Consider the following 26,044-nt stretch of genomic DNA (forward strand, 5'->3'; position numbering starts at 1 on the left):
GCTAAACTAAATGAGTCCACTATATTTAAATATTTTAAATCAACTTTGAAAATAATGACACTTACACAAACTTTGCTTTGTATATTAAAAGATGGAAAATAGGATACAAAGCTAAAAAACAGGCCACCCCTCCACCCTATTTCCTGAATCCCAGGTCCGAAAAATGACTTATGCGAGGCCAATCCATTACCTTCTCTAAGGTACTCATATTAGGGTGAAAACTAAGTTTTACATAAAAGAAATTTTGGTATATTCTAAAAATAGCATATTATCTGGTATGCTGATAATATCGATATCTAATTCTCCTGAGGAGGTCACATAATGACTATGAAAAGAGCTATGACAGTTGCCGGATCGGATTCGAGCGGCGGCGCGGGTCTACAAGCAGATTTAAAGACATTCCAAGAATTCGGCGTATACGGCATGTCCGCTTTAACGACAATCGTGACGATGGATCCGAAGAATGGCTGGTCCCATAATGTATTCCCTACACCGGTCGAAGTTTTGGAAGCCCAAATCGAAACGATCCTGTCAATCGGCATTGATGCCATGAAAACGGGAATGCTTGGATCAGTGGAAATCATTGAACTTGTTGCCCGTAAAATAGACGAGCTGAAACTGGACAAAGTCGTTATCGATCCAGTTATGGTATGTAAAGGTGAAGATGAAGTATTGCACCCTGAAACGGCTGTAGCTCTGCGCGAACTGCTTGTTCCACGTGCAACTGTAGTCACTCCAAACCTGTTCGAGGCCGCTCAGTTAGCGGGAACTGCGCCTATCAAGACGATTGACGACATGAGAGCTGCAGCTGAAAAGATTCATGCACTTGGCGCAAAGTATGTCTTGATCAAAGGCGGTAATAAGCTGGATCATGATAAAGCCATCGACCTTTTATATGATGGAAAAGAATTTGAAATCCTTGAATCCGAGAAAATCGAAACGACCAATACACATGGTGCCGGCTGTTCATCTTCTGCAGCTATTGCAGCTCAATTGGCTGAAGGGAAAAGCCCTCGTGAGGCTATCCTCGTTGCTAAAGACTTCATTACCGAGGCGGTTCGCCACTCTTGGAAGATGAATGACTATGTTGGACCTGTCAATCATGGTGCATACCATAAATATGGAATTGCTGAAAAAACACAAAAATAAAACATCAAGTATAATGGCCGCTCAAATTCGTCGAGCGGCCTTTTTCGCTTTTTTTGTTTTTATTTAGTAAAATAGAAAGAAGGAAAAGCTTATCTAGCCGCCCAGTTAAGGAGGAAATTATAGAATGAAACCTATAGACCGTACAGAGGTGCAAAATGCCATTGATTCTTTCGCCGGACAAGATGTATATCTTCACCTTGAAACGACAAATGGTGCCTATGCCACTCATGTAGATGAAGCTTTCTTTTCGGCAGGTGCTTATATTCGTAATGCTTTTATAAAGTATGAACACGGGAAGATAGTTGGCGATGGACCCTACCGCATCGGCTTGAAGCTCAATATTGGCTGGGTATATGCAGAAGGCGTTAACCACTTCGAAATGGATGAACAAGGGAGATTGCTATTGGCAGGCCTTGATTTTTCCGGAAAGCTTGCCGTCTCCATGCAGCTCAGTCCTACTCCCTTTGAATGATGACAACTTGCTTGATATACTTCCGATGAAAACTCCCATTCACCGATAACCATACTCACTGTAAGTAGAACGGAAGGAGAAATATACCTTGGAAAAAGAACGCCATGTATTAGTCATATTCCCACATCCCGATGATGAAGCCTTCTCGGTCTCCGGAACGCTTGCCCTTCATAGAGAAGCGGGCACTCCTGTCACCTATTTGTGCTTAACTTTAGGAGAAATGGGACGTAATTTAGGAAACCCTCCATTTGCAACAAGGGAATCGCTCCCCAAAATTCGTAAAAAGGAATTAATCGATGCAGCAAATGCGATTGGCATCCAAGATTTACGCATGCTTGGATTGCGTGATAAGACAATTGAATTCGAAGATGATGAAAAGCTGACTTCATTATTTACCGATGCCATCAATGAATTGAATCCTTCATTGATCATTACATTTTACCCAGGATACAGTGTCCATCCAGACCATGAAGCGACAGCACGGGCTGTGGTTCGGGCCGTGGAAAGAATGGAAGAGAAAGAGAGACCTAAACTGCATTGTGTCGCCTTCTCGAATAACTGCATTGACGAATTGGGACAACCTGACATCATCCATGATATTTCTGCCGTCGAAGAAAAAAAGGTAGCAACATTCACTGCCCACCGTTCGCAAACGCAGGCAATGGTGATCGATTGGAAAGAGAAGTTCGAAAATCAGGATGCAGATTTTCTGGACTGGATCCGTAAAGAACGATTATGGACCTATAAATTTTAAAGAAACCGCCAATTAGGCGGTTTTCTGTGTTTATGACATAAAAAAACGCCTGTCGATTACAGGCGGAGAAAAGGGGGATACTTTGGAAAATCAATCATAATATAAGCATCCCCAAAATTCTTCATTTTATACAATCATGTTCAAAAAATTAGGCAGACAAGCGCTTCTCATGCTGCATTTTCGTTCTTGCCGAGGCTTTTTTTCCATGTGCCAAGTAATAAATGCCAATAAGTACGAATGCAAAGATTGACATCCCTATGAATAACCCTTTGAACCCTGTAAATGGAATAAGGAATCCCAATAGGAATGGGCCAACACCAATACCGAAGTCATACATTGTAAAAAACGTGGAAGTGGCTAATCCCATTCGATTTGATGGGGCTTCCTTAATGGAAATCGCTTGACAACTTGATTGGAACGTACCATACCCCACTCCGATAAAGGCACCGGCAATCAGAAGCGTGATACCATGATGAGATTGGCTGAGGATGACCATACCGACGGCAAATAGTAAGAGCGATGGGTAAATAACTGCATTTTCCCCCTTCACATCAAACATCCGTCCTGTAAACGGACGGGACGCCAAAAGGAATACAGCAAATACGACAAAGAAAAAGCTCGCCGCATCCATTAAATCCATTTCCTTTGCAAAAGACGTTAAATAAGACAAGATGCTCGAATAGGTAAATCCGGCAAATCCGATAAAAATGGAAATGGGCAGTGCCCTTTTTTCAAAGTAATCACTGATCTTAAATCCTTTTTGTGGTGAAGCTCCGCCCTTTTCCCCTTCAGGCACTTTCATGAATAATGATGCAACTAAAGAAAATCCGGCAAATAAGGAGGCTGCATAGAAAATGATGGAATAACTGAAATGCTGTGTTATCAGCAATCCAATAAACGGACCGAATGCCATTGCCAAGTTTGTACTCATAGCAAAGTAACCTGTACCTTCACCGCGTCTTTCATTCGGAATGATATCTGCAGCAATGGTTCCAGTTGCCGTAGTGGCAAGGCCAAAAGCAAATCCGTGAATAAGCCGATCGATCAATAAGAGGGATAAACCATTCACCAGGAAATAGCCAATGGATGCAATCAGGAATAGAACCAACGAGCCAAGCAACATCTTTCTGCGGCCGATCTTGTCGATTTTTTCCCCTGCAATCGGTCTGACAAGCACAGCCCCGAGAACAAAGATACTTGAAGCAAGTCCTGCTTGTGCTTGCGACGCATGAAAGTTATCCATCGTATAAATGGTCAATGTCACCATCAAGACATAAAAAGTTAAAAATAAAAAAAAGTTCGCAGACGAGACAATCAAAAAGTCTTTCGTCCACAATTTCGGTTTGTGATTCATTTCAATCCTTCTTCCTTACTATTGTTTTAATTTTTCCTTCAGGAAAATCAACGTTCGCAACGTTGCCTCTCGATCCTCTTCAGCCAAACCGCTCATTAATTGAAGTTCAAATTCTTCAACTACCTTTTTGGCCTCCTGATAAGTCCTTAAACCTGATTCCGTTAACTGGATTCTCCGCTCCCGCTTATCTTTTCCTGGGATTTGTTCAATCAAATCAAGTTCTTCCAACCGGTTTACCGTCCTCGTTACCGTCGGTTTCTCCACATCCAGATAAGTGCTTATTTCAACAAGCGTAGAACAGCCAAACTGCTTCAGATAATATACAATCGACCATTGGGAATGAAAAAGATCAACCTTGGCTAATTGTTCATTTAACTTTTTGGTAAATGACCTTGAAAATTGTAAGTTATGATGAAAAAAACCATTATTAAAGGACAAAGGTATTCCTCCTGTAAATTAGTTACCTAGGTAACTATACACCTATTCATTAGAAATGTCTAGCGATCGGATGAACGAAAATAATCGTATGGACACTTTTTCCTCAGCTTCTCCATTGCTTCCGAGACAAAAAAATACCCTTTTCAGGAGATTCGGGATTTTACTTGAGAGTGGGGAGGAACTACTGTGCATTTAGAGCAAATACTCGTGAGTTTGGGCGAAATGGTAGGGGCAAATCGGGCCCATGCCATGCTCTTTGGGGCCGCTACTTCGAGGCCATATACAAAAAGGAAACCCCGCTATTAAAAGCGAGGCTTCCGATATTTAATCTTTGCGTTGTGGTATGATTTCATCCGAAAACTATTTTGAACCACACAAATACCACATCTCCGAACTTCTCATTAATAACTTCAGGGCATATTTCCCTTTAACCAAGAAAGTGGCAAACGATAAAGTTTATCATCTTTTTCATCAGGATTTCCTCGGCCGTCCGTATTATTGCTTATGAAATAAAGGAATTCTTCATCAACGAATACATCACGTACCCTTCCTGAGCCCGAAATGATATTAGTCAGTTTTCCGCTCTTTACATCATAACTCTCAAGCGCTTCACCCCTTAAGGCTGCAAAATAGAGCTTTCCGTCAAAATAGGCCATGCCAGAAGGAGCCCATGTATTTTCACCGGAATGAATCAATGGCTTTACCATATCAGGTTTTTGCTCATCGCCCTTTATCTCTGGCCAGCCATAGTTCTTACCTGGATTAATTTTATTTAATTCATCGTGTGCCGAATCTCCGTGCTCACTTTCATACAACTGTCCTGCCTCATCCCAGGCCAGACCTTGTGGATTGCGGTGACCGTATGAATAGACGTAAGAATTCCCGAAAGGATTATCTTTCGGAATGGTGCCATCCAGGTTCATGCGCAGAATATTCCCGCCTAAAGAATCTATGTCCTGTGCGATCTCAGGCTTTCTTGCATCACCTGTTGTTGCGTATAGCTTATCATCCGGTCCAATCTTGATCCTGCCGCCATGGTGGTAGTCCCCGCTTGGTATTCCGTCGATTAAGGTCTCCATCTCCTGCCATTTATCATCATTTTTTTCTAAAACGACGATTCGATTGATGGAATTGCCGCCTTCTTCATAAGTATAATAGGCGAAAGCTTGCCCGCTCTTAGAGAAATCGGGAGCTAGCAAAAATCCAAGCAACCCAGCTTCCGCTTTAGTTGACAATGTCTTTTTAAGGTTGACCTTTTGCCGTGTCATCTTATCCTTGTCCCATTCAACGATGGTTCCTGTCCGCTCTGACACATACATTGTGTCCCCATTCTTCTGAATCGACCATGGTGCATGCAGGTTCGTTACCAGCACATCCGGATCTTCCCCTAAAGTGCCCGTCACTTCTTTGTCAGGATTCGGCTGGGTTTTGCTGTCGTCATCATTCATGTTACAACCAGTTAAAATCAATGGAACCATAAGGAAAAATAAGAGCGATCTTTTCAAAAGTCTTTCCTCCTTCGATTCATGAGTTTAATAGGCTGACTGTTTAAGTACCTTTAAAATGGCCTCCGCTACACCGGATTCATCATTCTTGCCTGTTACTTCATCACACAGTTTTTTTATTTCGAGCGGAGCATTTCCCATTGCGACTGACAAACCTACCCGTTCAAACATGGATACATCATTATAATTATCCCCAATAGCCATCGTTTCCTGCATCGAGCCGGATTTTCCATTCACATATGTTTCAAGTGCCGTTCCTTTTTGAGCTGTTTCACTCATGATTTCCACATTTTCACGCCCCGATGAAGTGACTGTAACTCCCTGTCCTTGCAATTTCGAAGCAATTTGATTTAATAAAGTTAAATCCTTTGAGAAGCTGAGAATTTTATAGTATTCCTCATTCGAACGGCCGAATAACTCGGAATAGTCGGAAATGGAAGTTACCTGTCCAAGCTGTAAACGCTCCTCCGCATATTTCCGCATGCCCTCAGGGTCAATGTCCGGATTGGCTGTAACGAATACATCCACCAAAACAGATATTGCGTTCTCATAGTCTTTAGAATAAATTCCCTGACTCGTATATATTTCGAAATAAATCCCTTGTTCTTCGAGGAATCCAGCTACCATTTTAGCAGTGGCAGCTGACATTGGATTGGAAGCGGCAATCTTTCCTTCCTCTGTGAAGAGGGCAGCACCATTTACACAGATGACAGGGCAAACGATGCCTGCTTCATCTAAAGCGAACCTTGCTTCCACATAAGATCTTCCAGTAGCAATGATCACTTCCACTCCCTCACTTTGCGCCCTCTGGATAGCGTGTTTATTTTCCTCACTGACCTTTTGCATTTTGTTTAGCAATGTTCCGTCCATATCAATCGCAATCGTCTTTATCAATTCAACCGGCTCCTTTTTTCAATATAATCCCTATTTTAACCGAAAGGACGTGGATAAACACGTTTAACAAACCCGTATATATTCTTAGAGTGACTTCAGTCATTAAAAAATCCTATTATGTATATAAATAAACTGCACCTAATGAAGATAGGTGCAGTTTTCTTTTTTAATGTAGAATCGTTTTACTATTGACATCTTGTGCCCGTTCAATAATTTGTTCGTGGATGTCTCTTTGAATATCATCGATGGCTGTAAAGTCCATTGCTTTTACATAAATCTTTTCGAGTTCGTCATGCAGCTCTTTTGCCTTAGCCAGATTTGCTGTCGCTTCATTCATTTTCGTCCGGTACCTGGTGGAAACATCCTTTAACTGATCGGCATATATTTCATCTGTTCCTGGCAGGATGGCCGTTTTATATATATCAATGATTTCATCCCCTCCACAACTCGGGAAATATTCATGCGGGGAGGTGCTGTCAAAAATGGCGATCCCTGCCTCCCGGACGATTACCATGTCCAAGCTATGCGGATCGAAACCACAATGATATACTTCCACATCAAAGCCTCTTTGCTCCGCAGCCTTTGCAATCTTCTTCAGCATCGTTGATTTCCCTGAACCTGGACGTCCCTTTAAAAAGTACCGTTTTTGTATTCCCTCAGTAATATTGGGGATGAAATCAACTGCACCCTTTGGTGTAGCTGCACCTAAGAATCGGTGACGAACATCCGACTTCTTATTAAGGACGATATCTCTATAAAAGCCTTCTATCAATTTATTGGTCAACTCATTCAATTTAGCGAAATCAATATTTGCCTTATAAATGTCTTCCCATTCATCATGTATCCTCAACGCTTCAGCGAATAGGGCATATGCCTTCTCGAAACTCTTGCTTCTCGCATTCGTCAATCTTATGATGGCCGCTCTCTCAGAAGCCAGCTGCTGGGAATTCCAGGCAGACCCTAGATTGACATATTCCTCAATGGCCCCTGGTGCCTTCGGCTCAATCACATGCGGCGCGGTCCCATCCACGATTCCGATTTTCAAAGCCGGTATGATTACTCCATCAATGGAATCATTATCGGATGAACAATGTAAATACTCGATGTCATAGCCTTTATCCAGCCATTCTTGGCCGATTTTTTTCATAATGGTCGATTTACCGGAACCAGGTCCGCCCTTTAATATGAATAATCTTTCCAGACCTGTTAAATTGGAATCATATAAACTATAAAAACCTTTAGCCGTATTGCCTCCAGCAAAATAATTCATCACTTTTCCTGTCACTTTCACACTCTCCCCCACAATAAAGATGTGATCTTCAAGACAGCGTATGATGAAAAGACCCCATAGGTGAATACCTAAAGGTAAACAGTTTATTTTATTAGGGCCACAGATTCCGCTTGTGTGACTTCCAGGAATTCTGACGGTTTTAAAACGATCTGTGTACCGATCTTCCCTCCACTTACGATGATTTCAGGAAGGTTTGTTGCACTTTCATCGATAAAAGTCGGGTATTGCTTTTTCATTCCGATCGGGGAACAGCCTCCCCGAATGTACCCAGTGTATTTTTGCAGATCTTTAACCGCAAGCATTTCAATTTTTTTTGCACCTGCGGCCTTCGCTGCTTTTTTCAAGTCCAGTTCGGTTGCTACAGGAATGACAAATACGTAAAGCTGCTGCGGTCCGTTATGGGTAACAAGCGTTTTAAAAACGGTTTCTGGCGCTTTTCCAATCTTGTCCGCAACAGTGATCCCGTCGATTTTTCCATCGCGTGCATCATAACTCATCATGCCATACTCTATACGTTTGTTATCAAGAATTCGCATTGCATTCGTTTTACTGGCTCCCATAAGAAAATTCCCCTTATCGTTTTCTACCATTTTACCATTTTAAATACCCTGCAAAAAAAAAAGCACAGTGCTTATGCATCTGTGCTCTCCCTAAAAATTATTCTAAATGACGTCTTTGGAAATCAGCGATCCTCTTGTAGTCGCCGTCCAATTGCCTGCTCACGGATAAATAAATCGACATTAATTCTTCATACACTTTAACGTTCTCTTCGATCGGGACAAGTTCATTCGTTTCACCAACCATACCCTCAACCTCATCAAGGCTTTCGATTTCGCCTAAAGCGTACAATCCAAGAACGGCTGCACCTAAGCTCGAACTCTCAAAGCTTTCAGGAATTGTCACGTTTTGATTGAATATATCAGCCATGATTTGGCGCCAGAGCTTTGAGCGGACAAATCCTCCGCTTGCATGAATCTTCTCGGGAGCACCCGTCAACTCCTTTACAGCAAGAAGGACACTGTACAAGTTATACATCACACCCTCCAGCACTGCCCGGACCATATGGTCACGAGTGTGATGAAGCGCCAGTCCAAAGAAGGAGCCCCTTGCATCGGCACTCCATAATGGTGCCCGCTCCCCAGCCATATACGGGTGGAATATCAACCCATCAGAACCAGGTGCAATATTAGAAGCCATATCCGTCAGAATCTCATAGGAGTCCTGTCCCGAAGCCTTCGCTTTTTCGATTTCTACACGGCCCAATTGATCGCGTGCCCATCGGAAGGTGATTCCCCCATTGTTGACCGGTCCGCCGATTACCCAATGATCCTCAGTAAGGGCATAGCAGAATGTCCTGCCTTTAGGATCGGTAAGCGGCCGGTCACTGACGGTTCTTACCGCACCGCTCGTTCCGATTGTCACTGCCAGAACGCCTGGCTTGATTGCGTTTTGCCCTAAGTTGGCAAGCACACCATCACTCGCTCCAATCACAAACGGGGTACCAGCATGAATGTTCATTTTTGCAGCTAACTCCTCACTTAAGCCTGAGAGGATATGTGTTGTAGGGACAAGCGTCGGCAGCTTGTCAGTCCCAATTCCAGCAATGGTGAGTGCCTCTTCATCCCACTTCAGGTCATTCAAGTTGAACATGCCCGTTGCAGAAGCTAGCGAATAATCCATCACATACTCATTGAAAAACTTATAGATGATATATTCTTTAATTCCTATAAATTTTTCCGTTTCGTTAAAAATCCCGGGATGCTCATTTCTTAACCACATTACTTTTGTGATTGGGGACATTGGGTGAATGGGTGTTCCCGTCCTGTGATACAATTGCCTCCCCTGTTCCGAAGTCTTCAATTTCTCCGCATAGGCAACACTTCGATTATCCGCCCATGTAATGCTATTCGTCAGCGGGTTGCCGTCTATACCAATGGCGATCAAGCTATGCATCGCCGAACTGAACGATATGAAGCCCAGTTCTTGCTTTTCTATTCCGCTTGCAATCATAACCTCGCCTATTGCAATGATGACCGCTTTATAAATTTCCTCGGGATCTTGTTCCGCAACGGAAGGAGTTGGACTGTGAAGAGGATATCCCTTTGAACAAGATTGGACAACTTCCCCCCCTTTTGAAAAAAGAACAACCTTCGTACTCGTCGTACCAATATCGATCCCCATCATATAACCAGAATGTCCCATATTTACATCAATCTCCTTTCTCTTAAACAATTGAATTCAATAGTAAGATTAGGATAAGTGAAACGACTGATATAATCGTTTCCATGACCGTCCAAGACTTTAACGTTTGTGCGACTGTTAAATTAAAGAACTCTTTGATCATCCAAAATCCTGTATCATTCACGTATGATAGAATTAATGAACCTGAACCGATTGCAAGGACCAGCAATTCAATATTAACATCTGGTACAGATGTTATGATCGGCAGCACAATAACTACCGCAGTTGTCATAGCGACATTTACAACGAATTCCTAACACAAGCATCGCTGATGGACGTGGAGGCATTAAACCATGTACAATCGATAATCAGCTAACATGGGAGTCCCGATTTCCAAAACAATAAACCCATTCTTTTACAATCGTATAAACGATTGTAATCAGTAAAACGTGCCCAACTTCGAAGAATACGGGCATCCCTACCATGAAGGCAACGATCAACATCATCGCCCAATGGACTTTCTTTTCACCAAACTTATCCAAAAGGGTATTCGCAATCCTGTCTGCACCGCCCGACTCGGCCATCGTCTTTCCAATCAAGATGCCTAAACCGAAAAGGAGTGCTATCTAATCAAGAGTATTACCTACCCCTGTCTGAACAGCATCTGCAACATCCGGAATATCCATACCTGCGAGAATCCCTAAAATGACGGAAGCGAGAAGTAACGCAATAAATGGGTGCCATTTTACTTTGGCTTTGATAACGATCAAGAAAATGATGTAAACAAGCGCATAAACCAACAAACTATCGGTATGGCTCAATCCAAATAAACTAGACTTCTGCTGCAACTCCTTGGGATGTTGATTAAAAAGATTCATGGACCGTTATCCGTTATGATTGTTTGTCTCTATATCATCGCAACCTTTGGAATCTCTTTAATCTCTCTATCTGTATAAACTAACTTTGAATAATATTTTACAGTAATAACTTAACAATACATAGAAAGAGTTATTCAATAATTGCATCCATAAAGGTAAGATCTCAATAAAGGTAAGATCTCAATAAAGGTAAGATCTCAATGAAAAAAGCATCGAACCAGTTCATTGTGAACTAAACTCGATACCTGATTCAATCATGAAATGATCATTCACCAATAAAAAGAGGACCGGATCGGTGCTTGATTTCTTCCTCCAGTTGTTCAGGATAAGCAATGAGGAAGCAAGTGGATGGTCCTGATGATTTTTCAATATCGACTTTATTACTTATATGCACAGAAACACCTTCACCACTTTGATCCAGCTGCTCCCATTCATATGCTATCCCTTTTGAGCCGACTGGAAGTACCTGAACGTCTTCCATTTCACATAGGCTTTTATATAAAGATAATGGCGCGACCCAATCTTGCTGTTCCATTACTTCTTCTCCAACGAGCGGCCTGCCGATTAGAGCGATTTTCCGTAAAGCATGCTGCTTTTTAACGGATTCATTCGCTCGTTTACCAATCACCATAAGTCCAAGTGCTGATTGAAGAAGCGGCATGTTACTTTCAGTGCTGCCTGTAATGGGGAGATCCTCCATTCCCAGTTCATTCAGCCCTTTCCTGACACCCCTGGTCAAGTCCTCCCAGGCTTGATCACCGCAGAAATTATTTAGAACGACGGATACTGGACTCCCGCCAACGCCCAAACATTCCATGACGGCAACCCGAAAAGAATAATATCCAACGACCTCATAAGGGACGTGGACAAGATCTTTTTCCTTCAGGCCGATTCCGCCGCTATTATCACTTGAAACAATCAATGATTCTGATTCGGAAAATGGTAAAATCAATGAATCACTCATTCTGCGAATCCATCTTTAAAAATCATTTTTTTCAAGACAGGCTCCAAGCGTGGCAGTATAAGGGCAGCCAATCCTACATTTACCGCCGTCGCTGCCGTCAATCCCGGAACCAATAACGTGTAAAAACCAGGGCTGATCAGAAATGCGAAAGGCAGGGCTAAAACGAAGGCATTACCGATAAAGAAGAGGAAAAATGCGCCTATTTTTTTTCCGTTTGTATATAAAATGCTAAACATCCATGTCAGGACTGCCATCTCGACCATGATCAAAAAGTGGAACGGCCCAAGTGGCATGCCGCCGAATAACGCTGAAATGATATGACCAAGCCCAGCTACAATAGCCCCCGATACCGGGCCAAGTATGACAGCCGCCAAAAGGGCGGGAAAACTATCCAAAGCGATACTCCCGATCGGGGAAGGGATTTTAATCATTGCCCCTACAGCCGATAAGGCAATGAATATAGCAATTGCACTAATTTTTCTTACATCCATGTTTACTCTTTTTCCTTTCTTTTCCCTCCACGGAATACATTTGCGCTGCGGATATATTCCACATCTTTCACACCAAGACGGAAGTTGATCACACGTGCAACAGCAAAGAAGTAATCCGACAAACGATTTAAATATTGAAGTGATAATGGTGAAACGGCCGCACCAGACTTGATCAATGAAACGACCAATCGTTCCGCCCTTCTTGTAACGGTACGGGCGATGTGAATGGTTGCAGCCGCTTTTGAGCCGCCAGGCAGGATAAACTTTTCCAATTCCGGCGCTTCAAGTATGAAGGCATCTATTCGTTCTTCCAAATAGGTAACGGCCTCCTCCGTCAGCTTTTGCGGGGCCTTCTCGGAAACGGTTGCCAAATCACCGCCACAGTCAAACAACTCATGCTGGATTTTCTCTAGATCGGCCAGTACATCCGTAAATGTCGCTGAATCCAATTCTGTCACCGCAAGACCGATATAGCTATTCACTTCATCCACCGTTCCATAAGATTCAACACGGATGTCATCCTTATCAAGCCGACCTCCGATTACGCTTGTTTGTCCTTTATCCCCTGTACGTGTATAAATTTTCATCCCAATTGCCTCCTCTACTTTATTCGCTGGTTAATTCCATACCAGATGATATCAACGCGACTGGATATGGATGCTACATCTTGAAAGACCCATCCGCAGGCATCGCGCCATCTGCGATCTTTTGCTTCGATCGGGACAATGCCTTTGGAAATATCAGAACCGATCACAATGCATTTGTGTTCATCCTTTTCTTTCTCCCATATTCGCCAATCAGCCATGATTTCCTTCCATCTTTTTCGGATCGAATCTGAATCCATCTTTTCTGCATCTTGTTGAATCCATGCATCCAATCCTTGCAATACAACAGTCTTGCCTTGAAAATCAATCAATTCCGGCTGTTCTTTTCGATAACCTGATAGCCAAAGGACATCATTTTCCAAACCATACAATTGCTTTACCCATTTAGTTTTCCCATTATAGGCGCCTCCTGTAACAAAGTGCAGCGTTCTCCCCTCCTTAAGCTTTCCCGGTCTTCCCATATCAGATCATATCCCCTGCCATGGGAAATTCCCCAATCAAAAAAGGACTTTTCCTTCGGGGCATAGCGGACCAATAAATCACGAATTACCCCTCCATGTGTCATTAGGGCTAATCGGTTCTCCTTACAGGCAATCAATTGGTTCCAGCCATTATTAACACGCTCGGAAAATGCCGGATAGCTTTCACCCCCAGGCACCAGCGCCTCCATGGGACGTTCCAGCCAATTAAGATAATCTCCATCTGTTTTCAACTCATGATACGTCCGCCCTTCCCAACTGCCGAAGTTCATCTCACGGAACAAAGGGTTTTTGACCGGAACTGCATTTGGAAACAGCAGTCGTGCGGTTTCCACACAGCGAAGCAAATCACTGCTGTGAATTTTTTCATACTGTGGGTAAGAGCCTCTTAAGTCCAGTATTTCCTTTTCTCCTTCGATACTTAATGGAGAATCCGTCCAGCCTAAATAAGCCTTTCGCTCATTTGCTACTGTCAGCCCATGGCGAAGTAGTGTAATAACCACAATATCAGCCATAACCAAAGCTCAACCCCTTCCACGGATGCCCCCAGTACATCCCCCGTTATCCCACCGAACCAACTGACGATTTTGCGTTTTATATAAACCAGGAAAAACATCGCAGCCAGACACATGATGAAAAATAAGGTGACAAGCTTAAAATCGATGATCCAGGTAAACGCCAGACTTACAAGGAGGTACAGCCAATAAATGGGCAAACTGCTTTTCATTACTGCACTTTGAAAAAAAGCACCGAGCCCCTCTTTTTTAGCCAGTGGCATCCGGATGAGTAAATAACCCATCACACATTTGCTTAAGAGTGGAAGGGCAATGATCAAGAAGTATGTCCATTCATTTACCCTTTCAACAATTTCATAGATAAATATGAACCGTGCGGCCAAAAGAACTATGACGGAGATGACACCGAATGCACCTGTCCTGGAATCCTTCATGATTTCCAATCGCCGCTCTTTATCCTGATAGGAAAAAAAGGCATCACTTGCATCAATCCAGCCATCAAGATGCAAACCTCCCGTTAATGCCATCGTCAAAAACCAAAGGAAAAAGGCAATCGCAAGCGATGACAATGGGGTCCATTCCACTAGTGCATACAAAACACCGCCCAATATCAAGCCTAGCAAAAGACCTACTAATGGAAAGGTTTGAATGGCACGGTGAATATATTTCTTCTCCATAGGAAGCTGCTTCTTTATTGGAAATACCGTAAAGAATTGCAGGTTAATTAAAAATCCGATCACTCCGCTCATTCCTGCATGCACCCTTTCTTCCGCAATGGAATTCCCGCTTCTACAAGATAGGCTTCATCCGCCTGTCCAACGATCGTTTGATGAAGCTGGCCCAATATTTTTCCGTATATATGGAGGAAATCATCCTGGAAAATCGGTTCCTGCACCAATTCATTGCTCACGACTATTAAGCAGCTGGATTGTTTTCTTATCTCATTGATCCCGGTTATTATTTTTGAAAAAACGCTATCTAAAAATTCTTCTTCAAGCGGAATACCGGGGCCAAATAGTTCGTTATCAAGCAGGGTTGTCAGACAATCGAGCAGAATTATAGAATCCTGATCAATGTCCGCTCCTATTCTTGTAATATCCGTTGCGTATTCGGAAGTTTTCCAAGCAATCGGGCTGCTTTCTCTATCTTTCCGGTGCCTAAGGATGCGTTCATCCATTTCAACATCACTGGCACGGCCACAAGCGAGGTAATGCAAGTTCCCATCCATTTGGAGTGCATACTCCAGGGCTTTTCTTTCTGCGAAGCTGCTTTTTCCGGAACGGACACCCCCGGTTATAAAACAGAGCCTTGCTTTCTCCACTGTCTTACCCCCTCCATCAGTGCTTCGTTATCATGTTCACTCTTCACTGCAAACCGAAGCCACCTTCCATCCAAACCCGGGAAATTATAGGTATGGCGCGGTACAACTCCTTTTTTCAGCAAAAAGGGGAAAAGGGATAAGGATTCATCTTTAACCAAATAAAAATTAACTGTGCTATCGGAAAAATTCAACCCTTGCTCCTCATAAAACCGGAATAGTTTTTGCTTTTGCAATGCAATGTAGTCTCTTGTTTTTTTCATATAGGCTTCTTCTGCGAGACAGATTTTCCCCACTTCAAGTGCCACATGGTTGACGCTCCAATGCGGTTTATAATTTCTTACCCTTTTTATGATGTCAGGTGCCGCAAGCAAATAGCCTAGTCTCAAACCCGGAATTGCAAAGATTTTAGTCATTGATCTTAGAATGAGTAAATGTGGAAATACATTGATTAAAGAAGCATAACTAAAGGCATCTTCCGTAAAATCATAAAAAGCCTCATCCAGGACAACCAGGCAATCCGCTTTTTGGCATTCCATGATCAATTCCTTAACTGCATCCCGCTTAAATGAAACTCCTGTCGGATTATTAGGCGTACATAAGAAAATTGCATCATATTCAGGTAATCGGGGAATCAAACGATCCAAGTCCAATTGCCACTCAGGAGCATCAAGCTGGTGAAAATCGACCTTACATTCTGCTGCCAAACAAGCTTCTGCATATTCCGCAAATGCCGGCTGAATGATTAGCACCCTTCGATTGGCTAATCCGTTCGCTACCAACATGATTATTTCAGCACCACCGTTCCCCATCAAAACGGATTGCTCAGGAAGAGCTTCTTTTTTTGCAATTGATTTTGTCAGTTCAATGGCATGCGGATCTGGGTATTGAAGGATTCCTTCAAAAAACCCAGACCACTGTTCCTTTATGCGTAAAGGCGGACCCAATGGGTTGATGTTAGCACTGAAGTCGAGAACCGATTCAGGCATTTCGATTTCCAGTGCTTCGTAAAGATAATGAGGATTAGAGCCATGAGAAGGTAATGTCAAGAATAAGTCCCCCTAGCCATAGCATCAGTAGAAATAGAAAAGATGACCGATGCATAATGGTAATCGTTTGTGGTATATGTTTTGCTTCCAATCGAACAAGCGGAACTCCCATCCTCGCACGCTCGGAAACAATTCCTTTGTACATATTCCGGCCTCCAAGCTGGATTCCCAAAATGGCAGCAACGCCTGCTTCACACCACCCGCTATTCGGGCTTGGATGTTTTTTTGCGTCATTGAATAATATCTTCCATCTGGCACCAAATCCATGATAGCCGGATTTTGAGCTCAGCAACATCAGGAACCCGGTGAGGCGGCTTGGAATCCAGTTGACGATATCATCGAGCTTGGCAGAAGCCCAGCCGAATTGCCCATATTTATCATTTTTGTACCCTACCATGGAATCGCAGGTATTAATCGCCCTGTACACCATCGCGAGTGGCGCACCGCCAATAGCTGCCCAAAACATTGGGGCTGTAATCCCATCACTGGTATTTTCCGCTACGGTTTCCACGGTGCCCCTGACTATTTCGGATTCATCAAGATCAGCAGTATCGCGGCCCACGATATAGGAAAGCTTTAGCCTTGCTTTAGGATAATCCCTTTCATTCAGCGGTAGGCAAACGTCCATCCCAGCTTGCTTCAAGCCCTTCTGAGCTATCGTAGTAGAAATGACAACAGCCTCCCAAAGGATACCTGCAAGCGGATGGATTCGATAAGCCAAATAGACAGTTAGACCTGTAATCAATACCACCACTGATAAGACGATGATCAACATGAATAGTCCATTCCGTTTCTTATATGTTCCTCTATTGAATGCCAGATCCAACTTGCTTATCATCGTTCCTATCCATTTGACTGGATGGGGCCAATTTGGCGGGTCACCAATTAATAGATCAAGGAAAAACGCAAGCGTAACTGCCAAAAGATGATGGTAAATCATAAATCCTCAATCCGTTTCCGATTATTCTTTAATGCTTCCACTGTACAATCATATACACCTCGGCTGATCAGCTTCCCTAATGGAGTGATGGTGCCTGCATATTGAAGCTTTGCCCCTCTTTGAGTTGCAGCAATCAAAATGCTGTCTGTCGATGTTCCTGTTGCACATGTATTTGTCACCTTATCCAATACATGCAAATCATGAAGCGCTTTTACTTTTGCCTCTGTCGCAGTAACTATGCTGTGGATGAAAGCCTCTTCTGCCAAATGACCATTTACGAATATCCATGTATTTATTGTTCCTGGAGCGGAACTCCAAGAATGCCGGTCAGCTAAAGAAGCATCGATGGCATTCCCTACACCAGCCGTTACGATAATAAAAACCGAGAAATCTTCAGCTCTTAATAGCTTGAAAGCTACCGTATCGAGAAAGACAGCTGTCATCATCCCTACCGTTTCCTGAGGTTCAAAACCATGAGCTTTTAAATAGTCGGCCATTTCAACATGATGATCCTCGCAATCATAGCCATGATGGACGTGCCTATTCACAAAATATTTATGCCAGCCCGTCCCCGAACCAGTCACTCCAGAAGACATCGTTCTAAGCATGATCGGAGAATCCAATTGAATCATCTCAGGTCCGACTGTCAAATAAGAATCATCAATTTCCAATGGGATAGTATCCTGGCCATGCTTTTCCGGTACGATGAACATCTGCGGTTTCGGAAGGGCGGGATGTGGATGTTTTTCGATCGTAGTATGATATACACCCTGAATCCGTTCCTGTTGGAGCACTTCGTTCGGCACATCAACAACCTGAATTTGCCCTTTCTCAAGCAACATAAGCCGATCACAATATAATCCAGCCAAATTCAAATCATGAAAAATTGAAATAACGGTCAACTTCTGCTCTTTTGCCATTTTCCTCATTAGATCAAGAAGATCTTTTTGATAGGAAAGATCCAAGTGGTTCGTAGGTTCATCCAAAAAAAGGATTTCCGGCTCTTGAGCAAGTGCCTGTGCCAGCAGGACCCGTTGTCTCTCCCCTCCTGATAATCGTTCAAAATGAAGATCCTGAAAATCAGCTACTCCCGTTTGTTCCATAACCCGTTGGACAATCGTTTCATCTTCTTCGGACCAACTATGGAACCAACCTGATTGATGGGCATATCGCCCAAGTGAGACCGTCTCTTTTACTGTATAGGAGAAGGCTAATGAGGAATGTTGAGGGAGCACAGCAATGACCTGTGCAAGTTTTTTAGACGAATAATCCTTCAAATCCCTCCCTCTTATCCGTATGCTTCCGCCCTTATAATCGAGCACCCCGCTAAGCATACTTAAAAGCGTCGTTTTTCCGCTGCCATTAGGACCAAGAATCCCGAATAATTCCCCTTTATGTACATCAAAAGAGACAGAGTCCAAAACAGCTTTGTTGTCATACCCACCTGTTAATCCTTTAACTTCAAGCATCCGTTTTTACCCTTCTCTCCGTCTCTTTAATAAAATCAGAGCAAATGCAGGCGCCCCGATAAGTGAGGTGATCACCCCGATCGGCAGTTCCGATGGGGCAATGATCGACCGTGCTGCAAAATCCGCCAATATTAAGAATCCGCTTCCTACCAGCAATGACAACGGAAGCAAATGTTTATGGTCAGGTCCCCAAATCTTTCGGACAAAATGAGGAATGACCAAGCCAACAAAGCCAATCGTCCCGGAAACGGCAACGGATGCTCCTGTCAAAATCGAACCGGCTATCAAGATCCACATTTTCCGCCGCTTAACATTCACACCTAAGTGTTTTGCCCGGTCTTCCCCGAAAGTCATCGCATTCAATTCGCTTGTATTCACCATCAAGGTCAACGAACCAATAATAAAAAATGGCAAAATGATTGCAATATAATTCCATCCGCGCATTGAAACGCTTCCCATCAGCCAGCCGATGATTTGTCTTAATTCATCACCCGTCAGCGCAATCATCAATGAAATGAAGGCACTTAAAAACGAGCTGAAAATGATTCCTGTTAAAATGATCGTTTCCACTTTCATCGATCGATCCATTTTTTTTGCAAAAGTCAGTACGCAGAGCATCGTGAGCACTGAGCATAAGATGCTCAATGCCGGAAGAGTATATAAACCGATGAATGGCAGTGATATATTCAAGAATATTGTCATTACGGCGCCGACTGATGCTCCTGATGAAATACCTAATGTGTAAGGATCAGCGAGCGGGTTCCGGAGCAGTCCTTGAAATGCTGCACCCGCAATCGCAAGTGATGCCCCAACCAAACCAGCAAGCAACACACGCGGCAAGCGGATGTTCATCACGATATTCGTAAGCATTTCATCCGGATCAGCAGCTATCGGTAAATGGAAAATCTCCTTGCCGATTATTTGTATAAGTACGGGAATCGGTACTGGCACCGAACCAAAGGAAATGCCTATCGTCATTGCGAATAACAAAAATAACAACGCAATCAAATAAGCAAACGTCCATTTAGTTGTCAAATAGGTTCGGATAGACTGATTTGGCAAGTTCCTCTACTCCCTCTATTAAGCGTGGACCGGAACGGGTCACCAAGTCAGAATGGACATCAAAGACTTGGTCATTCTTAACAGCATTTACGTCTTGCCATCCTTTTCGGGCCGTCACTTCACTTTCTGAATCTTTCGTATAATAACCATACGTTGTAATGATGACATCCGGATTTGCAGCAATCATCGACTCTTCATCAATTTTTGCCCAACCGTCCAATTCAGCAGCAGCATTATCCGCTGAAATAATATTAAGCATTTCATTCATGAAAGTATTTTTTCCAGGTGTGTATATTTCTGGTGAAGGCGAAACTTCCACTAAAACGGTCTTCCTATCCTCTTCCTTTACGGATTTGGTCTTTTCCTGGATATCCTTGAGCTTCGTTTTCATATCCGCAACGATTTCTTTTGCCTTATCATGTTCTCCCGTTGCCTGTCCAATCATTTCAATAGACTCATAGACTTGGTCAAAGCTTTGTGCATCATTGACTACGAGGACATCTATTCCAGCATCCTTAAGCTGCTGTAAACCCTCATTTGAATTATGGGCACTTGATGCATGCGCAAGAACAAGGTCAGGTTTCATGGAGACAATCAGCTCCGTGTTCATTTCCATTCCGCCAACTTTTTCAATTTCTTTCGTTTCTTCCGGGTAATTATCATTGTCGGACACACCAACGACCTTTTTGCCCAAACCAAGTGCAAAGACCACTTCCGTATTACTTGGTATCAACGAAACGATTTTCTTCGGTTTTTGTTCTATCGTTACTTTTTCCCCTGTCGCATCTTTAATCGTAATCGGGAAAGCTTCGTGTTGAGCATGATTCGTTTGCTGTTTTTCTTTTCCTTCATCAGTAGCGTCACTGCAGCCGACCATCATGCCTGCAGTAATCAACATCAACAGTATCAGACCAAAAATTTTCTTCATTTTCATTCCCCACAATCTTTTCATTTAATTTCTTCCCACCTAATAAAGAAAACGCAATCCTGGAAGATGCCTCCAAAACAAAAAGCACCTCCCGTTAAACGGAAGATGCTTGCATGGCAACAATATCATTACGGACTCTTGGGTCTGCCACACACCTTCCCATCCGCGTAGGTTACAGGTGTACGAATTCTGGCAGGTCTCCTGGCTCATGGTCATCGTCAACGGCACCTTCCCATATCTCATACAGTGGTACACAGCCGTCAGCTCCCATATACAGTGGCGGGACCGCGCTGGCATTTCACCAACTTCCCTTTTAAGTCATTAAGACACCAAATCGTTCATATGTATATAATTTTCACTGCCCTCATTATACACCATGTAAGAATCGATTATTATATGATTTTTCTGAACAAGTACGAAATGAGCCGTCCACCTTCAATGATTTGAAGCATTTTCAATCAGTGCAGCAAACCCCTCGACTGATAACCCAGGTGAGATCCGAACTCGATGCAGGGCATGCACCCCTTGGTCCCTTAAAGCCCCCCCAGGTTCGGTAGTGACTGCCATCTTGTATCCAGCTTCTTCTGACAGCCAGAGACTCTCTTCGTTATAACGGCCAACCGGATAAGAAAGCACTGTCGTGTCCTGATCGAGGATACGGTCGAATAGCTCCTTCGATTGAACCATTTCCGCTTCTTGCTGATTTGCCGTCATGCGGTTCAGCTCCAAATGGTTGAAAGTATGACTTTCGATTGAAATCCCATTCCTGCTCATCTCCACCATTTGATTTTCAGTCAGGTGATGACCTTTATCAATGGACTTCCCGATCATGAAGACAGTTGCTTTCATATCATTTTCTTTTAATATCGGGAAAGCCTCCGTGTAGTTATCTGTATAACCATCATCAAAAGTAAGCCAGACGCACTTCTCACTTGGCATCCGATTCTCGGTTAAAACGAGGAATGCTTCTTCAGGGGATAATGTATAGTAACCATTCTCCCGAAGCCAAACCATCTGTGATCGGAATTCCTCCCTTGGAACCCGGAGGCCATTACCTTGAGAAATGCTGCGGGAGCTGGACCGGGGACTCGGCCGTTATCCAGTCTCCCGTATCGATTTGGCCCCCCGAATCCTGCCCGGTCCCATTCTCAGCCGCTTCGGCCACTTCAATGTCATCTTCCGCAATCGGTGCAGCCGTCTTTGTGCCTATCCCCTCTAAAATCCCTTGTGAGCATCCAGTTAAAATCAAAATCCCCAGCAATGCCGCCATCCTTAAAACTCTATATTTTTTCACTATCATTCTCCTGATTTTTTTATAGTATAATAGTACCAGGAAATCAGTAAACAATAAAGTATTCCATTTAATGAAAAAAGAGGAAACAATAGAGCTTAGCGACACGCTAAACATTCATGAGGATTTTTTTTCATAAGTATGTGCTATTAGCTTGAAAAGTTTGCCTATAAGAAATATAATAAATAAGTCGTCGACTTTAATATATGTCCCAGTAGCTCAGCAGGATAGAGCGACAGCCTCCTAAGCTGTAGGTCGTAGGTTCGATTCCTATCTGGGACGCTAATTATAACCCCCTGTTACAAGCGGTTCTTCCGCGGAGTAACAGGGGGTTTTTTTTGTTAGTTAAGAACAATTGATTTTTTGATGGAGAAAACGCAGGTCTCAAAGCTAAATTATTTCATCAAGCCATATAGATATCAAAAAATCCGATTGCAGAAAATCCTCGCAAAAAACTATGCATAAAGGTTGGGAAAATTCGCAAACAACAATACAAACTGTTTGAAAGTAAAAAAATTAATCATGTCTTTTTTTGAAATATATGTTTTAACCTGTCTAATCCGGGTATACAAATACTGTAAGACATTCTCACCAAAGGAGATGATAGTGCATAATGAGTACAATCAGAAGCCAATGGAACAAAGAGAATGACGCAGCGGTGTTTAGTCCCGGTGATCAGCGTTAGAGTCAATTGAAGAGTTGGATGATAATCAAACATGGGAATTACTAGTCTTCTCATCCAAAGGAGGGAGATACGATCATGAGTATTTACAGCCTATGGAATCCAGAGAATGATGAAGCAATTTTCAGTCCGGGTGATCAAAAGCCATTCAGTACGCTCATACGAGTAGATTCGGATAAACACACACACACTGACAAAACACTTGAATATGAATTACATGGCACCGTACTGAATGAAATTTAGTCGAAGCAGTAATATACCGAAAAAGGATGGAGCGATTGCTCCATCCTTTTACTTTTATTTATCGAATTTCAGTTTCGCCAATGCAGTATTGATCGGCTCTTCTTTATTTTGCTTTTTCATATAATTGGATACTTCATTTTTGGATACTTTTTGATTTTTATTTTGCCCTCTTCGTTTATTGTAAGAAGATAGTTTTTCGTGAAAACCGCATTTACAGGTGAATGTCTGTGCTTCTCCTTGACCGCGCATTTCCATCTTTTATGACATTGCGGGCATCTGGAATTTGTTACACGTGAAACACTTTTTTTGTGGCCGCAATCAGGACATTTCGTTCCTGACGGGGACGAATATGGAATATCTCCTACTTTAAGATTTATTCAAATATAGAAACTACAATTTCTCCTAAAAAAGTTAATGAAATTTCCAGAGAAAATACACGCTAAAAAAAAGAAGTTGAAATTCTCAAACAAGCAATGTCTATTATGTCCTCTAAATAGGAGTGTATGGGGCAATTTCCTCCTTGAAATTATGTTATATTAGACGGTAAATAGTTAGTAAGGGAGTTTGAACAAATGTCAAAAAGTGTGGTAATTGCTGAGAAGCCTTCAGTTGCACGTGATATCGCAAATGTATTGAAGTGTAATAAAAAAGGCAATGGGTTTTTAGAAGGCGATAAATACATCGTTACGTGGGCATTAGGACATTTAGTTACACTAGCAGATCCAGAGGCATACGATATTAAATATAAAACATGGAAACTGGAAGACCTTCCTATGCTTCCTGAACACATGAAGTTAGTTGTCATGAAACAAACAGGAAAGCAATTTAATACTGTTAAAACACAATTAAATCGCAGTGATGTAAATGAAGTAATTGTGGCTACTGATGCAGGGAGAGAAGGAGAATTAGTTGCACGTTGGATTATTGATAAAGCAAAAGTTCATAAGCCTATCAAACGACTCTGGATTTCTTCTGTAACAGATAAAGCTATTAAAGATGGATTCAATAACTTAAAGCCTGGTAAAGCTTATGAAGACTTGTATATTTCTGCAGTAGCACGTTCGGAAGCAGACTGGTATATCGGTTTAAATGCAACTCGTGCTTTAACAACAAAATTTAATGCACAATTAAACTGTGGACGTGTTCAAACACCAACAGTTGCAATGGTTGCAGCACGTGAAGAGGAAATTGCGAATTTCAAACCTCAAACCTATTATGGAATCGAAGCCCAAACAGATGGACTTAATTTAACGTGGCAAGATGCAAACGGGAATAGTCGCAGCTTTAATAAAGAAAAGACCGACGCAATCGTGAAATCACTGGGAAGTAAAGATGCGACTGTTGTCTCCATTGACCGTAAAGCAAAGAAAACATTCGCACCTGGTCTATATGATTTAACAGAGTTACAACGTGATGGGAATAAACTCTTTGGCTATTCTGCCAAAGAAACATTGAACATTATGCAAAAATTGTACGAGCAACACAAAGCCTTAACTTATCCCCGTACAGATTCACGATATTTATCATCTGATATCGTTAGTACGCTTCCAGAGCGTTTAAAAGCGTGTGCTGTAGGTGAATATCGTTCTCTTGCAAATAAAGTGTTAAGTAAACCTATTAAAGTGTCAAAAGGGTTTGTGGATGATAGTAAAGTGAGTGATCACCATGCCATTATTCCAACTGAAGGTTATGTAAATATTTCATCCTTCACTGACAAAGAACGCAAAATCTACGACCTTGTCGTGAAACGTTTCTTAGCTGTTTTATTCCCTGCATTTGAATATGAGCAATTAACAGTGCAAACGAAAATCGGGGATCAAAAGTTTATCGCTAAAGGAAAAACAGTGATTCATTCTGGCTGGAAAGAAGTTTATGCAAACCATTTTGATGATGAAGAATCAACAGATGATGTAAAAGAGCAGTTATTACCTCGTATTGAAAAAGACGATGTATTAAAGACAAAAATAATCACTCAAACGTCAGGCCAAACAAAGCCCCCAGCACGCTTTACTGAGGCGACTTTACTATCAGCAATGGAAAATCCCACGAAATACATGAAAACAAATGATAAAAAGCTTGTGGACACGTTAAAATCGACTGGAGGACTTGGTACAGTAGCCACTCGTGCTGATATCATCGATAAATTATTTAATTCGTTCTTATTCGAAAAACGTGGCGGTAAGGAAATCTATATCACATCTAAGGGTCGTCAGCTTTTAGATTTAGTGCCAGAAAAACTAAAATCTCCTGCAACAACAGCTGAGTGGGAACAAAAGCTCGAGCTAATCGCAAAAGGGAAACTGAAAAAAGACGTGTTCATCAATGAAATGAAAGATTACACAAAAGAGATTGTCAGTGCAATTAAAACGAGTGACAAAAAATATAAACATGACAATATCTCTACGAAATCTTGTCCAGACTGTGGTAAGCCAATGCTTGAAGTGAATAGTAAAAAAGGCAAAATGCTCGTCTGCCAAGATCGTGAATGCGGCCATAAAAAGAATGTCGCCCGTGTAACGAATGCACGCTGTCCACAATGTAAAAAGAAAATGGAACTACGTGGTGAAGGCGATGGTCAAATCTTCACATGTAAATGCGGATACCGCGAGAAACTATCTGCTTTTGAAGCAAGACGTAAAAAAGAGTCTGGTGGAAAAGTGGATAAACGTTCCGTTCAGAAGTATTTAAAAGAGCAGGAAAAAGAAGCCGAACCGATTAATAATCCATTTGCGGACTTATTAAAAGGGTTTAATTTAGATAAATAATAATTTATAAAAGGACACTTCTATCCTTTATAAAATGCACACATGTTGATTTGAAAAGTTTACTGTCGTTGCTTAAGATAAACGCTTGATTTTTAAACTAAAAAAAGGAAGAGCGTGTCCTGAAAGATCGAAACACACTCTTAATATATCCCGGTAAATCACTTTTTATATAAAAGATTCTATCTGGGTGTTTTTGCCCTCATCTCCCGAAAATGTGGATTTAGGGATAGGAGGGCAAAACATCCAAATTAATTCCCGCTACCCAAAACGAGACGATAACCAATCTTTAAAATGCTCTGTCTCAGTTCATTTGAGATAGAGAAAGTA

The 26,044-nt window shown here is 42.3% G+C and carries 24 protein-coding genes, 1 tRNA gene, 3 pseudogenes and 1 riboswitch; of the genes and pseudogenes, 6 read left to right on the top strand and 22 right to left on the bottom strand.

Annotation, left to right across the window (positions count from 1 at the left end; translation table 11 throughout):
• Positions 1-321: 321 nt before the first annotated feature.
• From pdxK to bshB2, 3 genes are all read left to right on the top strand, one after another.
• Positions 322-1,149 carry a pyridoxine/pyridoxal/pyridoxamine kinase gene (pdxK, locus tag NYE63_RS27810; protein ID WP_342603587.1) on the top strand — a complete coding sequence of 276 codons (828 nt, stop codon included), beginning with the start codon at positions 322-324 and terminating at the stop codon, positions 1,147-1,149.
• A 124-nt stretch (positions 1,150-1,273) separates the two neighbouring features.
• Positions 1,274-1,621 carry a YojF family protein gene (locus tag NYE63_RS27815; RefSeq protein ID WP_063234205.1) on the top strand — a complete coding sequence of 116 codons (348 nt, stop codon included), beginning with the start codon at positions 1,274-1,276 and terminating at the stop codon, positions 1,619-1,621.
• A gap of 88 nt (positions 1,622-1,709) precedes the next feature.
• Positions 1,710-2,375, top strand: coding sequence for a bacillithiol biosynthesis deacetylase BshB2 (bshB2, locus tag NYE63_RS27820; RefSeq protein WP_214744304.1), 666 nt, complete (start codon positions 1,710-1,712; stop codon positions 2,373-2,375).
• Between the two features lie 148 nt (positions 2,376-2,523).
• Here bshB2 and NYE63_RS27825 read toward each other — a convergent pair whose 3' ends face one another.
• The 21 genes and pseudogenes from NYE63_RS27825 to NYE63_RS27925 form a co-directional block, all read right to left on the bottom strand.
• Entirely contained in the window at positions 2,524-3,729 is a 1,206-nt protein-coding gene (locus tag NYE63_RS27825; RefSeq protein ID WP_342603588.1) for an MFS transporter, read from the bottom strand.
• An 18-nt stretch (positions 3,730-3,747) separates the two neighbouring features.
• Complete coding sequence (locus tag NYE63_RS27830) at positions 3,748-4,167, bottom strand: MarR family transcriptional regulator (protein ID WP_342603589.1); 420 nt, start codon at positions 4,165-4,167, stop codon at positions 3,748-3,750.
• Between the two features lie 410 nt (positions 4,168-4,577).
• On the bottom strand, positions 4,578-5,672 hold the full coding sequence (locus tag NYE63_RS27835; RefSeq protein ID WP_342603590.1) for a PQQ-dependent sugar dehydrogenase: 1,095 nt from the start codon (positions 5,670-5,672) through the stop codon (positions 4,578-4,580).
• A gap of 27 nt (positions 5,673-5,699) precedes the next feature.
• Positions 5,700-6,566, bottom strand: coding sequence for a Cof-type HAD-IIB family hydrolase (locus tag NYE63_RS27840; RefSeq protein WP_342603591.1), 867 nt, complete (start codon positions 6,564-6,566; stop codon positions 5,700-5,702).
• 166 nt (positions 6,567-6,732) lie between these two features.
• Positions 6,733-7,851: a PRK06851 family protein gene (locus tag NYE63_RS27845; protein WP_342605882.1), complete on the bottom strand. Its 1,119-nt coding sequence runs from the start codon at positions 7,849-7,851 to the stop codon at positions 6,733-6,735.
• An 89-nt stretch (positions 7,852-7,940) separates the two neighbouring features.
• Entirely contained in the window at positions 7,941-8,417 is a 477-nt protein-coding gene (ybaK, locus tag NYE63_RS27850) for a Cys-tRNA(Pro) deacylase (RefSeq protein ID WP_342603592.1), read from the bottom strand.
• Positions 8,418-8,514: 97 nt separating this feature from the next.
• Entirely contained in the window at positions 8,515-10,059 is a 1,545-nt protein-coding gene (gene gntK / locus NYE63_RS27855; RefSeq protein ID WP_342603593.1) for a gluconokinase, read from the bottom strand.
• A gap of 22 nt (positions 10,060-10,081) precedes the next feature.
• Positions 10,082-10,916: pseudogene (locus NYE63_RS27860) on the bottom strand (SLC13 family permease).
• Between the two features lie 265 nt (positions 10,917-11,181).
• Complete coding sequence (locus tag NYE63_RS27865; protein ID WP_342603594.1) at positions 11,182-11,880, bottom strand: ATP-binding protein; 699 nt, start codon at positions 11,878-11,880, stop codon at positions 11,182-11,184.
• Positions 11,877-12,371, bottom strand: coding sequence for an ECF transporter S component (locus NYE63_RS27870; protein WP_342603595.1), 495 nt, complete (start codon positions 12,369-12,371; stop codon positions 11,877-11,879). The genes NYE63_RS27865 and NYE63_RS27870 overlap by 4 nt, the downstream gene beginning before the upstream one ends.
• Positions 12,372-12,373: 2 nt before the next feature.
• Positions 12,374-12,958: a cob(I)yrinic acid a,c-diamide adenosyltransferase gene (locus tag NYE63_RS27875; protein WP_342603596.1), complete on the bottom strand. Its 585-nt coding sequence runs from the start codon at positions 12,956-12,958 to the stop codon at positions 12,374-12,376.
• Positions 12,959-12,972: 14 nt separating this feature from the next.
• A complete protein-coding gene (locus tag NYE63_RS27880; RefSeq protein WP_260397938.1) occupies positions 12,973-13,347 on the bottom strand; it encodes a bifunctional adenosylcobinamide kinase/adenosylcobinamide-phosphate guanylyltransferase in 375 nt (124 codons plus the stop codon).
• A gap of 5 nt (positions 13,348-13,352) precedes the next feature.
• On the bottom strand, positions 13,353-13,970 hold the full coding sequence (locus NYE63_RS27885) for a histidine phosphatase family protein (protein ID WP_342603597.1): 618 nt from the start codon (positions 13,968-13,970) through the stop codon (positions 13,353-13,355).
• Positions 13,928-14,719, bottom strand: a complete 792-nt coding sequence (gene cobS, locus NYE63_RS27890) for an adenosylcobinamide-GDP ribazoletransferase (RefSeq protein ID WP_342603598.1) — start codon at positions 14,717-14,719, stop codon at positions 13,928-13,930. Before cobS ends, NYE63_RS27885 begins: the two co-directional genes overlap by 43 nt.
• Entirely contained in the window at positions 14,716-15,291 is a 576-nt protein-coding gene (locus NYE63_RS27895) for a bifunctional adenosylcobinamide kinase/adenosylcobinamide-phosphate guanylyltransferase (protein WP_342603599.1), read from the bottom strand. Before NYE63_RS27895 ends, cobS begins: the two co-directional genes overlap by 4 nt.
• A complete protein-coding gene (cobD, locus tag NYE63_RS27900) occupies positions 15,264-16,337 on the bottom strand; it encodes a threonine-phosphate decarboxylase CobD (RefSeq protein WP_342603600.1) in 1,074 nt (357 codons plus the stop codon). The genes NYE63_RS27895 and cobD overlap by 28 nt, the downstream gene beginning before the upstream one ends.
• Positions 16,312-17,277, bottom strand: a complete 966-nt coding sequence (cbiB, locus tag NYE63_RS27905; protein ID WP_342603601.1) for an adenosylcobinamide-phosphate synthase CbiB — start codon at positions 17,275-17,277, stop codon at positions 16,312-16,314. Before cbiB ends, cobD begins: the two co-directional genes overlap by 26 nt.
• Positions 17,274-18,746 carry a heme ABC transporter ATP-binding protein gene (locus tag NYE63_RS27910; protein ID WP_342603602.1) on the bottom strand — a complete coding sequence of 491 codons (1,473 nt, stop codon included), beginning with the start codon at positions 18,744-18,746 and terminating at the stop codon, positions 17,274-17,276. Before NYE63_RS27910 ends, cbiB begins: the two co-directional genes overlap by 4 nt.
• Positions 18,747-18,752: 6 nt before the next feature.
• Positions 18,753-19,808, bottom strand: a complete 1,056-nt coding sequence (locus tag NYE63_RS27915) for an iron ABC transporter permease (protein ID WP_342603603.1) — start codon at positions 19,806-19,808, stop codon at positions 18,753-18,755.
• On the bottom strand, positions 19,771-20,736 hold the full coding sequence (locus tag NYE63_RS27920) for an ABC transporter substrate-binding protein (protein WP_342605883.1): 966 nt from the start codon (positions 20,734-20,736) through the stop codon (positions 19,771-19,773). Before NYE63_RS27920 ends, NYE63_RS27915 begins: the two co-directional genes overlap by 38 nt.
• A 173-nt stretch (positions 20,737-20,909) precedes the next feature.
• Positions 20,910-21,085: riboswitch (cobalamin riboswitch) on the bottom strand.
• Positions 21,086-21,171: 86 nt separating this feature from the next.
• Positions 21,172-21,856: pseudogene (locus NYE63_RS27925) on the bottom strand (polysaccharide deacetylase family protein); the annotation flags it as partial.
• Positions 21,857-22,235: 379 nt separating this feature from the next.
• Here NYE63_RS27925 and NYE63_RS27930 point away from each other — a divergent pair.
• Together NYE63_RS27930 and NYE63_RS27935 are read left to right on the top strand one after the other, a co-directional pair.
• Positions 22,236-22,309 (top strand) — tRNA-Arg (locus tag NYE63_RS27930).
• Between the two features lie 478 nt (positions 22,310-22,787).
• The gene (locus NYE63_RS27935) at positions 22,788-22,952 is read left to right on the top strand and encodes a hypothetical protein (protein ID WP_156404392.1); all 165 of its coding nucleotides are present in this window, start codon (positions 22,788-22,790) and stop codon (positions 22,950-22,952) included.
• Between the two features lie 54 nt (positions 22,953-23,006).
• Here NYE63_RS27935 and NYE63_RS27940 read toward each other — a convergent pair.
• A pseudogene (locus NYE63_RS27940) lies at positions 23,007-23,269 on the bottom strand (DNA topoisomerase III); the annotation flags it as partial.
• A 255-nt stretch (positions 23,270-23,524) separates the two neighbouring features.
• Here NYE63_RS27940 and NYE63_RS27945 point away from each other — a divergent pair.
• Positions 23,525-25,717, top strand: a complete 2,193-nt coding sequence (locus tag NYE63_RS27945; protein ID WP_342603604.1) for a DNA topoisomerase III — start codon at positions 23,525-23,527, stop codon at positions 25,715-25,717.
• The last annotated feature ends 327 nt before the right edge of the window (positions 25,718-26,044 follow it).

This window comes from Peribacillus sp. FSL E2-0159, assembly GCF_038643155.1.
Taxonomy (GTDB): Bacteria; Bacillota; Bacilli; order Bacillales; family DSM-1321; genus Peribacillus; species Peribacillus simplex.